The organism is Micromonospora sp. NPDC023966, from assembly GCF_040639095.1.
In the GTDB taxonomy this organism is placed as follows: domain Bacteria; phylum Actinomycetota; class Actinomycetes; order Mycobacteriales; family Micromonosporaceae; genus Micromonospora.
The window spans coordinates 93447-107432 of the sequence record NZ_JBEZZJ010000009.1; the positions used below are offsets into that span (position 1 = coordinate 93447).

Annotated in this window: 15 protein-coding genes, 1 tRNA gene, 1 other RNA gene and 1 pseudogene; 14 read left to right on the forward strand and 4 right to left on the reverse strand. The window is 70.8% G+C overall.

The window, feature by feature from the left end; genetic code table 11:
* Nucleotides 1-125 precede the first annotated feature (125 nt).
* From AB0F68_RS15015 to AB0F68_RS15055, 9 genes are all read left to right on the forward strand, one after another.
* Entirely contained in the window at nucleotides 126-641 is a 516-nt protein-coding gene (locus tag AB0F68_RS15015; RefSeq protein WP_357337481.1) for a PadR family transcriptional regulator, read from the forward strand.
* A gap of 101 nt (nucleotides 642-742) precedes the next feature.
* Nucleotides 743-1864, forward strand: a complete 1122-nt coding sequence (gene prfB / locus AB0F68_RS15020; protein WP_357337484.1) for a peptide chain release factor 2 — start codon at nucleotides 743-745, stop codon at nucleotides 1862-1864.
* 118 nt (nucleotides 1865-1982) lie between these two features.
* Entirely contained in the window at nucleotides 1983-2663 is a 681-nt protein-coding gene (gene ftsE / locus AB0F68_RS15025; RefSeq protein ID WP_262286553.1) for a cell division ATP-binding protein FtsE, read from the forward strand.
* Between the two features lie 65 nt (nucleotides 2664-2728).
* Nucleotides 2729-3604 (forward strand): permease-like cell division protein FtsX, encoded by an 876-nt coding sequence (ftsX, locus tag AB0F68_RS15030; protein ID WP_357337489.1) that lies wholly within the window; start codon nucleotides 2729-2731, stop codon nucleotides 3602-3604.
* 136 nt (nucleotides 3605-3740) lie between these two features.
* A complete protein-coding gene (gene smpB, locus AB0F68_RS15035; RefSeq protein ID WP_357192782.1) occupies nucleotides 3741-4220 on the forward strand; it encodes an SsrA-binding protein SmpB in 480 nt (159 codons plus the stop codon).
* Nucleotides 4221-4324: 104 nt separating this feature from the next.
* Nucleotides 4325-4700: a transfer-messenger RNA gene (gene ssrA / locus AB0F68_RS15040) on the forward strand.
* An 84-nt stretch (nucleotides 4701-4784) separates the two neighbouring features.
* The gene (locus tag AB0F68_RS15045) at nucleotides 4785-5447 is read left to right on the forward strand and encodes a hypothetical protein (protein ID WP_357337495.1); all 663 of its coding nucleotides are present in this window, start codon (nucleotides 4785-4787) and stop codon (nucleotides 5445-5447) included.
* Nucleotides 5448-5565: 118 nt separating this feature from the next.
* Nucleotides 5566-6018 (forward strand): hypothetical protein, encoded by a 453-nt coding sequence (locus tag AB0F68_RS15050; protein WP_357337497.1) that lies wholly within the window; start codon nucleotides 5566-5568, stop codon nucleotides 6016-6018.
* Between the two features lie 38 nt (nucleotides 6019-6056).
* Nucleotides 6057-7037 carry a hypothetical protein gene (locus tag AB0F68_RS15055; protein ID WP_357337500.1) on the forward strand — a complete coding sequence of 327 codons (981 nt, stop codon included), beginning with the start codon at nucleotides 6057-6059 and terminating at the stop codon, nucleotides 7035-7037.
* Between the two features lie 3 nt (nucleotides 7038-7040).
* Here AB0F68_RS15055 and mdlC read toward each other — a convergent pair whose 3' ends face one another.
* Nucleotides 7041-8636: a benzoylformate decarboxylase gene (mdlC, locus tag AB0F68_RS15060; RefSeq protein ID WP_357337513.1), complete on the reverse strand. Its 1596-nt coding sequence runs from the start codon at nucleotides 8634-8636 to the stop codon at nucleotides 7041-7043.
* A 109-nt stretch (nucleotides 8637-8745) separates the two neighbouring features.
* Complete coding sequence (locus tag AB0F68_RS15065) at nucleotides 8746-9549, reverse strand: S-methyl-5'-thioadenosine phosphorylase (RefSeq protein ID WP_357337515.1); 804 nt, start codon at nucleotides 9547-9549, stop codon at nucleotides 8746-8748.
* A gap of 131 nt (nucleotides 9550-9680) precedes the next feature.
* On the opposite strand from AB0F68_RS15065, the gene AB0F68_RS15070 reads away from it, so the two are divergent.
* Both AB0F68_RS15070 and AB0F68_RS15075 read left to right on the forward strand, forming a co-directional pair.
* Nucleotides 9681-10271, forward strand: a complete 591-nt coding sequence (locus tag AB0F68_RS15070) for a YqgE/AlgH family protein (RefSeq protein WP_357337517.1) — start codon at nucleotides 9681-9683, stop codon at nucleotides 10269-10271.
* 89 nt (nucleotides 10272-10360) lie between these two features.
* Nucleotides 10361-10433, forward strand: a tRNA-Ala gene (locus tag AB0F68_RS15075).
* Nucleotides 10434-10518: 85 nt separating this feature from the next.
* Here AB0F68_RS15075 and AB0F68_RS15080 read toward each other — a convergent pair.
* Complete coding sequence (locus tag AB0F68_RS15080; RefSeq protein ID WP_357337526.1) at nucleotides 10519-10752, reverse strand: tyrosine-type recombinase/integrase; 234 nt, start codon at nucleotides 10750-10752, stop codon at nucleotides 10519-10521.
* 116 nt (nucleotides 10753-10868) lie between these two features.
* Between AB0F68_RS15080 and AB0F68_RS15085 the strand changes: the two are divergent.
* Nucleotides 10869-11033: pseudogene (locus AB0F68_RS15085) on the forward strand (creatininase family protein); the annotation flags it as partial.
* A 479-nt stretch (nucleotides 11034-11512) separates the two neighbouring features.
* Here AB0F68_RS15085 and AB0F68_RS15090 read toward each other — a convergent pair.
* Nucleotides 11513-12091 carry a hypothetical protein gene (locus tag AB0F68_RS15090; RefSeq protein WP_357337528.1) on the reverse strand — a complete coding sequence of 193 codons (579 nt, stop codon included), beginning with the start codon at nucleotides 12089-12091 and terminating at the stop codon, nucleotides 11513-11515.
* Nucleotides 12092-12293: 202 nt separating this feature from the next.
* Between AB0F68_RS15090 and AB0F68_RS15095 the strand changes: the two genes are divergently transcribed.
* Both AB0F68_RS15095 and AB0F68_RS15100 read left to right on the forward strand, forming a co-directional pair.
* Nucleotides 12294-12911 carry a DUF2625 family protein gene (locus AB0F68_RS15095; RefSeq protein WP_357337531.1) on the forward strand — a complete coding sequence of 206 codons (618 nt, stop codon included), beginning with the start codon at nucleotides 12294-12296 and terminating at the stop codon, nucleotides 12909-12911.
* A gap of 48 nt (nucleotides 12912-12959) precedes the next feature.
* Nucleotides 12960-13424 carry a hypothetical protein gene (locus AB0F68_RS15100; protein ID WP_357337534.1) on the forward strand — a complete coding sequence of 155 codons (465 nt, stop codon included), beginning with the start codon at nucleotides 12960-12962 and terminating at the stop codon, nucleotides 13422-13424.
* The last annotated feature ends 562 nt before the right edge of the window (nucleotides 13425-13986 follow it).

A 13986-nucleotide genomic window follows, 5' to 3' on the forward strand; every position in this document is an offset into this window, starting at 1 on the left:
CGGGGGAGGCTCCGGAAGTCCCCGGCGGACTGTCGTCGGCCGACAGTGCACATCGGACGACCCAACGGGTGGCGAAAACGGCAAATCCTGGACGCCAGCTCCGACAAAGTGGCAGCTTAGAGGGCATGGCGGAATCCGGAGTCAACCCGACGGCGGCGGCCCTGCTGGGCCTGCTGCACGACGGCCCGATGACAGGCGGCCAGCTGATGGCCGCCGCCGAGCGCCGGCTGGCGCCGTACTGGTCGATGACCCGCAGCCAGGTCTACCGGGAGCTACCCGTCCTGGCCGAGAAGGGTATGGTGCGGCTCGGTAAGCCCGGGCCGCGGTTGAGCCAGCCGTACGCGATCACGGCGGCCGGAAAACGGACATTCTCCCGCTGGCTGGCCGAGAACCCCGGCCGGGACACCATCCGTAACCCGATCGCGCTACGGATCGCCTTCGGCAACCTGCACTCGGCGAGCCAGCTCAAGAACCTGTACGCCTCGGCGAACGAGTACCACACCGAGGCCCTGGCGGCGGTGCGTGAGCAGGTCAAGAACGCCAAGAAGGAAGGCGACAACTACGACGCCAGCGCGCTCGAGTTCGCCGTCGCCTACCACCGGGCCGCGCTGTCCTGGCTCAAGGGCGCCCCCGTCGGCTGACCACCCGCGCCGGCCCGGCCGGCACAGGCGGTGCTGACTTTTCGCGCGTGACCGCGGGGCTCGCAAGCCCACTCGTCACCCGCGCAGTAGGCTTGTCTGTCGTGACCGCTGCCGATTACGCCGAACAGCTCAAGGAACTCGACGCCACCCTGCGCAACATCGAAGCCGTGCTCGACCTCGACAAGCTGCGCGAGCAGAAGGCGCGCCTGGAGCAGGAGGCCTCCGCGCCGGACCTGTGGGACGACCAGGCCAAGGCGCAGCAGGTGACCTCGCAGCTGTCGTACGTCAACGGCGAGATCTCCAAGCTCGGCACCCTCCGCTCCCGGCTCGACGACGCCGGGGTGCTCCTGGAGCTGGCCCAGGCCGAGTCCGACTCCGGCACGCTCTCCGAGGTCGAGTCGGAGATCACCGGGCTGACCAAGGCCATCCAGGAGATGGAGGTCCGCACCCTGCTCTCCGGCGAGTACGACTCCCGGGAGGCGCTGGTCGCCATCCGGGCCGGCGCCGGCGGCGTGGACGCGGCGGACTTCGCCGAGATGCTGCTCCGGATGTACCTGCGCTGGGCCGAGCGGCACGGCTACCCGACCGAGGTCTACGAGACCTCGTACGCCGAGGAGGCGGGCCTCAAGTCGGCCACCTTCACGGTCAAGGTGCCCTACGCCTTCGGCACGCTCAGCGTCGAGTCCGGCACCCACCGGCTGGTCCGGATCAGCCCGTTCGACAACCAGGGCCGCCGGCAGACCAGCTTCGCCGGCGTCGAGGTGCTGCCGGTGGTGGAGCAGACCGACCACATCGAGATCCCCGAGAACGAGATGCGGATCGACGTCTACCGCTCCTCCGGCCCGGGCGGGCAGAGCGTCAACACCACCGACTCCGCGGTACGGATCACCCACATCCCGACCGGCATCGTGGTCACCTGCCAGAACGAGAAGTCCCAGCTGCAGAACAAGGCCTCGGCGCTGCGGGTGCTCCAGGCCCGGCTGCTGGAGCGCAAGCGGCAGGAGGAGCAGGCCAAGCTCCAGGGCCTGAAGACCGACGCCGCGGGCTCCTGGGGCGACCAGATGCGCTCGTACGTTCTGCACCCTTATCAGATGGTGAAGGATCTCCGGACCGAGCAGGAGACGGGCAATCCGTCCGCGGTCTTCGACGGCGAGCTGGACAGCTTCATCGAGGCGGGTATCCGCTGGCGGAAGCAGCAGCAGCTCATCGCTGACGGTGCGTGATCGACCTCGGACGCAGTGCGTCATCGATCTCTGTCTGACCGGCTGAATCGACGACGCGAAGCGCTTCCAAGGGCCTGGGGGCTTGGCTCTCCGGTTACACCGCGTAGACTCTCGACCCGTGATTCAGCTTGAGCAAGTGACGAAGACGTACCCGAAGGCGTCCCGGCCTTCGCTCGACAACGTGTCCGTCTCGATCGAGAAGGGCGAGTTCGTCTTCTTCATCGGTCCATCCGGCTCCGGCAAGTCCACGATCATCAAACTGCTGCTGCACGAGGTCACCCCCAACAAGGGGCGGGTCGTCGTCAACGGCAAGGACGTCACGTCGATGCGTTCCTGGAAGCGACCCCACTTCCGGCGTTCCATCGGCTGCGTCTTCCAGGACTTCCGTCTCCTGCCGAACCGCACGGCCTACGAGAACGTGGCCTTCGCGCTGGAGGTGATCGGCAAGACCAAGGCGGTCGCCCGCCGGGTCGTCCCCGAGGTGCTGGAGCTGGTCGGTCTCGGTGGGAAGGAGCACCGCTACCCCCACGAGCTGTCCGGTGGTGAGCAGCAGCGGGTCGCGGTGGCCCGGGCGTTCGTGAACCGGCCGCTGATCCTGCTGGCGGACGAGCCCACCGGAAACCTGGACCCGGACACCTCGATCGAGATCATGCGCCTGCTGGACCGGATCAACCGCACCGGCACGACCGTCGTGATGGTCACGCACGACTCCAACATCGTGAACCAGATGCGCCGCCGCGTCGTAGAGATCGAGAGCGGCCGCATCGTGCGCGACCAGGCCCGCGGCGTCTACGGCTGAGCCGCTGACGACTCGCAGACCCTGACGACGAACACCTCACGCCGGAGAGCCGGAGGAATATCCCGATGCGGATGAAGTACGTCCTGTCCGAGGTACTGGTCGGACTGTGGCGCAACGTCACCATGACCCTCGCCATGATCATCACCATGGCGGTGTCGCTGTTCATGCTGGGCGGCAGTGGCCTTCTGTACCAGAAGGTCGGCGACATGAAGGACCTCTACTACGAGAACGTCCAGGTCTCGATCTTCCTCAAGACCGACGTCAACGAACAGCAGCGGACCGACCTCGAGACCAAGCTCAAGGCCGACCCGATGGTCAAGGAAGTCACGTACGTCAACAAGGACGAGGCGTACAAGCGCTTCCAGCAGATGTACGCCGACGCGCCGGACCTGGTGAACGCGGTCAAGCCGGACCAGCTCCCGGAGTCCTTCCGGCTCACGCTGAACAACCCGGAGCAGTACAAGAAGATCTACGACGAGTACAAGACCTCCGAGGGAATCGACACGATCGTCGACCAGAGCAAGCTGCTCGACAAGGTCTTCGGCGTGCTCACCGGCTTCCAGAACGGCGCGCTCGCCGTCGCGATCGTGATGGCGATCGCCGCCCTGCTGCTGGTCGCCAACACCATCCAGGTGGCCGCGTACAGCAAGCGGCGTGAGGTCGCGGTCATGAAGCTGGTCGGCGCCTCCAACTGGTTCATCCAGGCGCCGTTCGTGCTGGAGGCGGTGGTCGCCGGTCTGATCGGCTCGCTCCTCGGCCTGGTCGCGTTGATCGCCTTGAAGACACTCGCGGCGGGAAGTTCGATGGCGGCCCTGGAGGGCCTGATCACCCCGATCTCCTGGTCCGAGATCTTCCTGACGTTCCCGCTGATGGCCGCCGTCGGTGGCCTGGTCAGCGCCGTCACCGCCTGGGTCACGCTCCGCTTCTACCTGCGGGTCTAGTTCTCGCCGTACGGCTCTCCGAGGGCCCTCCCGCGCCGGAAATAATCGGCGCGGGAGGGTCCTTGTCATTGGGTAGCATGATCTCGCTCCGCGGCCGGTGGGCGGCCGTGGACGGAACGGGAAGGAGGTGGCGCCGATGCCACGGGAAAAGGGTCGCAAGGTGGTCGCCTCCAACAAGAAGGCGCGGCACGACTACGCCATCCTCGACACGTACGAGGCAGGCATGTCGCTGACCGGTACCGAGGTCAAGTCGCTGCGGGCCGGGCGGGCGTCGCTGGTCGACGCGTTCGCCCAGGAACGTGACGGCGAGCTCTACTTGCACGGCATGCACATCCCGGAGTACACCCAGGGCACCTGGACCAACCACGAGCCCCGGCGGACCCGGAAGCTGCTGCTCAAGCGGCTGGAGATCGACCGGCTGATCGGCAAGACCAAGGAGAGCGGGCTCACCATGGTGCCGTTGCAGGTCTACTTCTCCGACGGCTGGGCGAAGGTGGAGATCGGCCTCGCCCGGGGTAAGAAGTCGTACGACAAGCGTCAGGACCTGGCCAAGCGGGACGCCGACCGGGAGATCGCCCGGGTGGTGGGCCGGCGCGGCAAGGGCATGACTGAGTGAAACTTCCGGTTTGTCCGGGTTCCGCCTTGGGGCGGGCCTCGGAATGAATCCGGTTGCGCCAGGCGTTAGGCTTGGTGATGCTGCCGACAGGGGCAGCCCGTCGAGGGGGTGACTGGTTTCGACTTCGTACGTTGCGGCAGGGGAAGCGAGCCGAGGAAGCCGACGTCGTCTCGAGAATCGTTCGTCGGAAACCAATAAGCGCCAAGAACAATCGCGCTGACTTCGCTCTCGCCGCCTGAGGCGAGTAGCAAGTCTGTCGGCCTGGGAGCGCCTTCGACCCAGTTAGCCGGCATCAGCTAGAAGGCTGGCCAACCGGACCCGGTCGCGGGGTCCGTGCGGCGAGATTAATCAGCGACTGGGCCCGTCACACCGACTCGCTCGCATGATCGGTGGGGCCGAGTAGAGGCACAGCGAGCTGCGCTCGGAGAAGCCCTGACAAGGCGGCGAAGGACCCGGGTTCGATTCCCGGCACCTCCACCACCTGACCTGTGCGCCCCGGTCCACCCGGACCGGGGCGCACAGTCGTGTCCGGGCCCGTTGTGCCGGCGCTCTAGGCTGCCGCCTGTGACCAACGCGCGGATCCGACTCTCCGTCGGCGCGGCGTCCGGCCAGCGCGCCGTGGCCGCCGTGGTGGGTGTCCTGCTGAGCGCCTTCGGCGCGGCCTTCGTGCTGCTGCCGGTGGTCGCCGACGGTCTGCTGCGCCGGGTCACCGGCTTCGGCGACCCGGTCCCCTCGTACGAGGACGTCCGGGACCTGCCGCCCGAGCTGCTCCCGCCCGACCTGCACGACGGCGCCGCGGCCGCGCCCGCTCCGCTGCGCTACGCCGGACTCTGCGGGCTGCCGTTCCTGCTGCTCGGGCTCTACCTCGTGCTGCGGGTGCTGCGCACGGCCGCCTGGCTGGACGGGACCCGGGCCTCGGTCCGTGGCGCACTCGGCACCCGCACCGTCGACCTGGCCACCGCCGAGCTGCGCGGCGGCGCGTTCGCCCAGCGGGTCGGGGACGACGGGGTGGTGCGGGTGCCGACGCTGATCGCGCGGGACCGGGACAGCGGCCGGCGGGTCACCATCCCGTTGCAGGGCCCCGGGCTGGGCAACCTGCCCCCGTACGAGCTGCGGGCGCTCGCCGACGCGATCACCGCGGGCCGGCCGGACCAGGGCCGGGACGCGGACGCGCACGCCCTCGCGGGTCAACGGCGCACCATGGCGGGCAATCCGCTGGGGCTCTAGGGGCTGCTGGGACAGCAGGGGCCGCTGCGGCAGATGAGGCGCCCGCCCCTTCTGGACAGGTCGGGAACCCGGGTTCACCATCGCTGTACGCGGTAGCGCAGCAGTGCGGGAGGTGCCCATGGTCACCAGGCCGATTCAGCAGCCGTCCACCGTCACCGCCGTGCCCCGGCCCCGGCCCGCCCTCCCCGGCGACCTGCGCGCCCTCGCCCGGGCGCTCACCTCGGTGCCGGCCGAGCCGCGTTGGCGGGAGCACCTGATCGGCCGGCTCGGCCCACTCGGCCACGGCTTCGCCGAGCACGTCCGGGCCACCGAGGGCCCGGCCGGCCTCTACGCCGAACTGCTCCACCAGGCGCCCCGCCTGGACCGGGGCGTACGCCTGCTGGCCGGCGAGCACGCCGCCATCGCGGCGGCGATCGCCGCGCTCCAGCACGCGGCGCGGCTCCCCGCGGTGCCCGCCGAGGAGTTGCGGGAGCAGGCTCGGCACCTGCTCCGGGCGCTCGACCGGCACCGGCAGCGCGGCGCGGACCTGCTCTGGGAGGCGTACCAGGCCGACCTGGGCGGGGAGGACTGACCGGGGAACCGGCCGGGGAGGCGTCGCGTCCAACCGGCATGCGTCGCTTTCTCGCCCTGCTCGGGCTGCCGCTCCTGGTCCTGGCCGGCTGCGCCGCGCCCGGCGCCGACCCGGCCGGCCCGCCGGCCGCCGACCCGAGCGGTCCGGCGGTGTCCGGCCCCGACCACCGCTGGGAGGCGTTCGGCCGGCGGGCCACCGAGGTGGCCGACGCGTGGCGCCCCGGCCCTGCCTGGCGCAGCGGGTACGTCCCGCTCGGCGAGGCCACCGTGCTGGCCGGCGACCCCGGCTTCACCGACGAGACGAAGCAGGCCTTCCTCAACGGGTGGTACCGGGACCAGGTCGAGCTGCCGGCCGCCCGCCCCGCCGACGGGACGATCCGCTTCCCGGACGGCACGCTGCGCGTCCCGCTGGTCAGCGCCGCCGAGGCGTACGCCCAGCTGGACCAGGGCGACCCGCCGCCGTGCGACGGGCGGCCGATGGCGCCGGCGCCGCGGCCCAAGGGTGGCCCCACCATCGAGCCCGGCCCGGACGAGCCGGTCGCCACCCAGGCGGCCACCCCGTGCGTGCCGCTGACGGTCACCGGAGTGACGCTCGGCAGCGCTCCGGTGCGGACCAGCCGGGGCGAGGCCACCGTGCCGGCCTGGCTCTTCACGGTGGAGGGGCTCCGGGTGCCGGTGGCCCGCCTCGCCGTCGCGCCGAGCGCGATCGGGACCGCTCCGGAGGGGGCCGCGCCGAGCCGCCCGGTGGACGACGGTTTCGTGGCGGCCCTGGACCTGGGGGCGGTGACCGGCAACCGGGTCGACTACCGGGTCGGCACGGGTGCCTGCGACGGGGAACCGACCCCGCTGGTGCTGGAGCGGGACGACGTGGTGGTCCTCGGCGCCGGGGTGGTCCGCTCGACCGGTCCGTGCACGATGCAGCTGGTGATGAAGCCGGTGAGCGTCACGCTGAAGGCGCCTCTGGGCAACCGGACGGTGCTCGACGTGATCAGCGGTACCCCGCTCGTCGTGCGCCGCTGACCGCTACAGGATCCGCGGCACGTCGGTGCTGATCGGCACCGGCAGCACGGTCGGCCGGTCGGCGGCGAGCGCCGCGTCCAGCGCCGGGCCGAGCCGGTCCGGCGACTCCACCACCTCGGCCGCGCAGCCGTAGCCGCGCGCCACCGCGGCGAGGTCCAGCCCGGGCAGGTCCAGCGCCGGCACCCCGGGCGTGTGCTTCAGGTCCGCGAACGCCTTGAGGATCGCGTACTGCTGGTTGACCGGGACCACGACGGGGAGCGGTAGGCCGAGCCGCGCGGCGGTCCACAACGCCTGCACCGAGTAGTGGAACGAGCCGTCGCCGACCACCGCGACCACCGGCCGGCCGCGCCCGGTGTCCCGTTCGGCCAGCGCGATGCCCACCGCCGCCGGCAGGCCGAAGCCCAGACCGCCGCTGGCCATCGTGAAGTACGACCGGGGCCGGCTGACGCGCAGCCGGCGGCGCAGCGCGGCCAGGTTCGACGGTGACTCCTGCACCAGCACCCCGTCGGCCGGCCACCACGCGGCCAGCGCGGCGAAGACGGCGTCCGCGCTCGGCGGGTCGGCCGGCTGGGCCGGCGCCGGGTCGTCCCGGGCCGGCGGTGCGGACCGGTCCGTCGGCGGCAGCAGCTCCACCAGCCCGTTCATGGCCAGCCCGGGGTCACCGAGCAGGCTCTCGCCGACCGGGGCCCGGGCCGCCTCGTCCGGGTCGTCGGTGACGTGCAGCAGCCGGGCGTCGGCGGGCAGGTAGTCGCCCGGAACGTACGGGTAGTAGCGGAAAACCGGAGCGCCCACCACCAGCACCGTGTCGTGGCCGCCCAACGTCTCGGCCAGCGGGCCGATCGCGTACGGCAGGACGCCCCGGAACTGCGGGTGGTCCTCGGGGAAGACGGCTCGTTCCGGCGCCGGCGCGGCCCAGACCGGGGCGGCCAGCCGTTCGGCCAGCGCCACGGCGGCCGGCCAGGCGTCGGCCCGGTCCACCGCGGCGCCGAGCACCAGCGCCGGGGCGCGGGCGGCGGCCAGGGTGGCGGCGAAGCCGCGCAGCCGGTCCGGGTCCGGCGCGATTCGGGTGGCCACCGTCCGCACCTGCGGCGGTGGGTCGGCCGGCCGGTCCCAGTCGTCCATGGGCAGGGAGAGGAAGACCGGCCCGGCCGGGGGCTGCACCGCCGAGGCGTACGCCCGCATGAAGGCCGCCGGGATGTCCTGCGCGCGGGTCGGCTCGTGCGCCCACTTCACGTACGGCTGGGTCAGCTCGACGGCCCGGGGGCTGGCCAGCCGGGGCTCGATCAGCAGCATCTCCCGGCTCTGCTGGCCGGCGGTGACGATCAGCGGCGTCTTGTTGTGCCAGGCGGTGACCAGGTTGCCCATGCCGTTGCCGGTGCCCGGGGCGGTGTGCAGGTTCACGTGCGCGGGACGGCCGGTGGCCTGCGCGTAGCCGTCGGCCATGGCCATCGCCGAGGCCTCCTGCAGCGCGTGCACATAGCGGAAGTCGGCCGGGAAGTCCTGGAGGAAAGGCTCCTCGGTGGAGCCGGGATTACCGAAGACGGTGGTCAGGCCCAGCGCGCGGAGCAGGTCGTAGGTCGTGTCGCGGACCGTTGCCATGGCCGGCTGCCTCCCGTCCCCCGCACCTGCCGGAGACGGCCCGGTGATCAGTTCCCCGACCAGCCGAATCTATCGGGCCGAGGTCGACTTTTCGGGCGCTTCCCGGCGCTCAGGGCAGGGGAAACGGGAGCTTGATCCCGTCCAGCGCCTGCCCGCACGGGCAATCCCGCTCGGTGGGCAGCGCCGCGACCGCGTCCAGGAGCACGCCGCGCAGCCGGTCGGTGTTCTCCGCGAAGACCCGGAAGACCTCCTCCTGGGTGACCGACCCGCCCGCCTCGACGCCCGCGTCCAGGTCGGTGACCAGGGCGATCGAGGTGTAACAGAGGGCCAGCTCGCGGGCGAGCACCGCCTCGGGGTGGCCGGTCATGTTGACCACCGTGCCGCCGATCGAGGCGAACCAGCGCGACTCCGCGCGGGTGGAAAAGCGTGGCCCCTCGACCACCACGACCGTCCCGCCGTCCACCGCCGGCACGCCCCGCCCCGCCGCCGCGTCGAGCAGCGTCCGCCGCCCGGCCGGGCAGTACGGGTCGGCGAACGACACGTGCACCGCGCCGTGGTCGTAGTAGGTCTGGGCCCGCCCGCTGGTGCGGTCGATGAGCTGGTCTGGCACCACGAACGTGCCCGGGCCCAGCTCGGGCCGGAGCCCGCCGACCGCGCACGGCGCCAGCACCTGGCGTACGCCCAGGGAGCGCAGCGCCCAGAGGTTGGCCCGGTAGGGGATCAGGTGCGGCGGGTAGCGGTGGTCGCGCCCGTGCCGGGGCAGAAACGCCACCCGCCGGCCGCCCACCTCGGCGATGGTGACCGGGTCCGACGGCGCGCCGTACGGCGTCTCCAGCACGTGCTCGGTGGCCCCGTCGAGCAGGGCGTAGAGACCTGACCCGCCGATCACCGCCAGTTCGGCCGTAGCCGCCATTCGGCCCTCCCTCGATCCGTCGCGATCACCCGCCGGTCAGACCTTAGCCAGCGGGCGGACCGCAGGCTATGGTGCCTTGCATGGCGTTGACAGCGCGGCTGGTCGCTGCGTACGGCTGACGGGTGTCGGACATGCAGGGTGAGGGACAGGCGATCGGTGGCCGAGCCATGGATTCCATGACCGGGCGGCTGCTGGTCGCGACGCCTGCGCTGAAGGACCCGAACTTCGACCGCACGGTCGTGCTGCTGGTCGCGCACGAGGCCGGCGGGGCCCTCGGCGTGGTGCTGAACCGGGCCACCGAGGTCCCGGTGGCCGACGTCCTGGGCGACTGGAGCGACCTGGCCCGACACCCCGCGGTGCTCTTCGAGGGCGGCCCGGTGCAGCCCGACTCGGCGATCTGCCTGGCCCGGATGCGCCACCCGATCAAGCCGGTGAAGGGCTTCCACCGGGTCTCCGGCGCGGTCGGCACCGTCGACCTCTCGGTCGACCCGGAGAAGCTGCGCGACGCCGTCGGCGGGATCCGGGTCTTCGCCGGCTACTCCGGCTGGGGCGCCGGGCAGCTGGAGCGGGAGATCGAGGACGGGTCCTGGTTCGTGCTCGACGCCCTCCCCGGCGACGCGTTCGTCGACCGCCCGGACGACCTCTGGCCGATGGTGCTGCGCCGGCAGGGCGGCATGATGGCGGCGGTCGCCCACTTCCCGCCGGATGTGGCCCTGAACTGAGGCACCGGCCGGGGGGACCCGCGAGATGACCATGCCGACCGGCGTGTGTATAGTTCTCTCCGTGCCCGGGCGACCGGGGACGACCGCAAGGGGCCGTGGCGCAGCTGGTAGCGCACCACACTGGCAGTGTGGGGGTCAGGGGTTCGAGTCCCCTCGGCTCCACCCTTAGCGATCAGGGCGTTCGTCAGCGATGACGGACGCCCTTCGTCGTATTCAGAGCCGGAAGTAGGCAACCGAGTAGGCAAGGCTAGTTCCCCTCGCCCCACAGCGCGTCCTCCATCGCTCCCGCCGCCTGTACGAGTTGCGTGGGCATGACGTGGCTGTAGATGTTCATGGTGACGCCGATCTGGGAGTGACCAAGGAGTTCCATGAGCACTCGGGCCGGTACACCCTGGGCGAGCAGCAGCGTGGCGGCCGTGTGCCGCAGGTCGTGGAGGCGAACCTTCGGCAGGAGATTCGACCGCGCGATCGGACTCAGCACGGCGGCGCTCCGAGACGCACGGCAAGTGTCGCCACGTGTCCGCGGCGGCCAACGGGCCGACGATGAGCCTGTATCCCCAGCCCCATGACTGGATCAAGGCCCGCCGAGACTCAGGCATGGAGACCGGCAACCACGAGGACATGCACGGTGGTGAATTGGAGACCTCCCTGCTGCTTCACGTCGCACCGCACCTCGTTCGCGACGGCAACGAAACCGCGGACTGGCTAGCGGATGACCGGCCGCACCTGTTGACGCTAGGCATGGGCGCTTACACCACCAGCGGAGTCATTGGGCGTCCATCACTTGGCACCCGTGAGAAGGGCAAGGCAGCGTTGGAAAGCTCACCAGATCCTTCCTGGAGCACCTGCGCGTGCACGGCCTCTAACGGCGCGCCCGCCGCCGGAGCTAGTGGATCTGCCGGCGGCTTGCCTCCTGCCGGACCGCCTCCGTGAGATCCCGCCAGGTGCCGGCCGAGGTCTTCATCATCCGATCGACCATCGAGCGAGCGGATGCCTCATCCTCGAAGTCGTGTGAGACCTCCTGCCCGCCGTCGCCACCGAGGCGGCCACGGACTCGCCAGAGCCGGCCGTCAGAGACAAACCAGATGTCGCGCCGGGCCATGCGACCCCAAGCGCCGTTCCACCACCGCCCGCGTACCTCCACCCGCACCAGCCTAGTCGAACGCACGTACGAACCGGCCGGCCGTCGGTGATGTCGGGCTCCACTTGATGCGTGACGGACTGATGCCGGACGTTGGGTGTCAGGAGTGGGAGGGCGAGGGCATCGGCGAGGACAGCAGGCGCATGATGCGGTCGTCGACCGCGTTGTTCATTGCCGGGTCGGGTGCGGCGTTGAATGCAGCCTCCTGTAGGGGTTTCGGAAAGATCCGCCGGATGCTGTCCGCGTACACCCCTTCTCCCTCTTCCGGCTCCTGATGGGTGACCGGCGGTCCCAGGTGCAGGGCGATCGGCATCGACACGCCGCTGAGCAAGCCGAGGTCGATGCCAGGTCCCTTCCCGATGTCGGCCTTGGGGAGGTACTGGCAGAACGCCAGCGTGTAAATCGTGCGGACCTCGTCGACGGTGTCAGCCGAGTCCGGCGCCACCCCGAACACCGAGGCGGCGCAGACCGGCCGCGCATCGGGATCGTGCCCCCCGTCGAAGGTCGAGTCGTGCTCGATTATGTCCACCACGCGCGCTGCCAGCTGCTCCCGGAACGGCTCGGGCAGCTTCGGCGCGTCGGGCACCGACAGCCACCGCAGCACGAAGACGCCGGACGCCACCAGGACCAGAGGGACGAGCACCGCCAGCGCCCACCGTCGGGCCCGCTTTCCATCCACGGGCGCGACACTAAACCACGACGGGACCTTCGAAAGCCCCGCTGGGACGCCTACAGGCCACCGGCTGCCGGCGATGTCGGGTTTCAGGACCTGCGTGACAGATCAGTCTCGGGAGGTGGGTGACACGTCCGGCTAGACAATCTTGTTGTTTGCGGCAGGCCCTCAGAGTCGCATGGGTTGATCCTCCTGCGAGGCTGAGGGGGTGGAACAGTCTGCGTGGTCCGAGATTTCGGCGTTGGCGGCGGCGGCCCCGTATCCGGTGGAGGTGCTGCCTGCCGATCCTCAGCAGGCGGCAGCCTGCCTGGCGGCCTTGGAGATCACGACCAGGTCGTGGCTCGGGGCGGTGGTTGCCAACAGTGGGGGGCTGGTGGTCGATCACGGTTGGCTTCGGGTGCTCGGGGGCGGGCACGACGGGCTGCCGGATGTGGCGGCCGAGATGGTTCCCGGGGCTGGTCGTCTGGTCGTCGCTTTCGATGTGATGGGCGGCCAGTTCGTGTGGTCGCAGGCGGAGCCGGGTGTAAGGCCGACTGTGCACTACTTCGGCCCGGAGGACCTGGCTTGGCAGGATCTCGAGCTTGGCTATGGCGACTGGCTGGAGGCGATGCTCGCCGGCGCCATGACTCAGTTCTATGAGGGCTTGCGGTGGGCGGGGTGGGAAGCCGAGGTGGCCAGCGTTGCTCTGGATCAGGGGATCAGCGCCTGGCCGCCGCCGTGGACCAGGGAGGGCAAGGATCTCTCGGCGGTGTCGCGCAAGCCGATCCGGCTTGCTGAACTCGTGTCGGTTCACCAGGATGCGGCGCGTCAGCTCGGCTTCCTCTAGACGGCTCCCTTTGAGGGACGACAACGCCGCGGATGGCAGCCTGTAGGCGTGGATGCATGCGGGGACCGGTTCGACGGCGCTTGGGAGTGGCTTTCCGTCGCTATCGAAGAAGCCCAGGAAGGGCGCTGGGTCCGCGATGCCTTGGAGCGGCAGGTAATTGAGGACATCAGGGCCGCCACCAACGCACTGCACGGTGGGCGGCTGGCCCCGTTCACCGAGGACCTGTGGCACGTGCGTATTGGGCGGATCGCCAACTGGGCCGGGGTGATCCGGTTGGCTGCCCGCGCTGGTGGGTGGGAACTCCAGCCCGTCGTCGGGCAGCGGCCGCCGCGTCCTGCGGGCATGGCCGAGCTGCTGTCCGGCATCTATGCGGTCGGCGAGCAGGGAGAGCAGTGGATGAAGCAGCTCCTTCGAGGGGGTAGGCCGCCACCCGAGGATGAGATCGCCAAGGCCGAGGGGTTCCTGACCGGACCGGGGTCCATCGAGGATCTCGAGCGGTTCTTCTACGACTGATACCCACCTTCCCTTCGTCAGCCTCGCCGACGAATGAGGATTGCGGCGAGCTGAAGCGAGGCCCGGTAGGCGATGGCGGGCCAGCACGTCTCGGACGGCCTGGTACTGCTGTTCCATCACGCCATCTCCACCTAACACTCGGCGGAGTGTCACGCAGGTCCTGATACCGATGTGTCACGCAGGTTCCGAGACCGGACAACGGCTGCCGGCGAAGTTGTTCAACGTTTCTGTACGTCTTCAAGGCGGCCCTTGACGGGCCGCACGCGCCGCCGCCTGGGCGCGCGTCCGTCGCTCCGCTGGCGCTCCGACTCCGGCCACGCAACACGCCCGGCGGCTGGCGCGGAAGCGAGGAGCCCAAGGGGCCGCCGCAGAACGACAGGTCGTGGACTGGTGGAGTGTTGGCCGGCAGCCGGCCGGGCCGCGCGGCCACGAGCCCGCGCGGCGTAGGGGAGCGCACGCCGGCCGCGTCGGCGAGCTAGCGGCAGTCGCGGGGTTGCGGTCAATGCGCCTCCGGCGGGCGCGCTCCGGCTCCAGGATGGCCGGGGCTCCGTCGGCGGGTCAC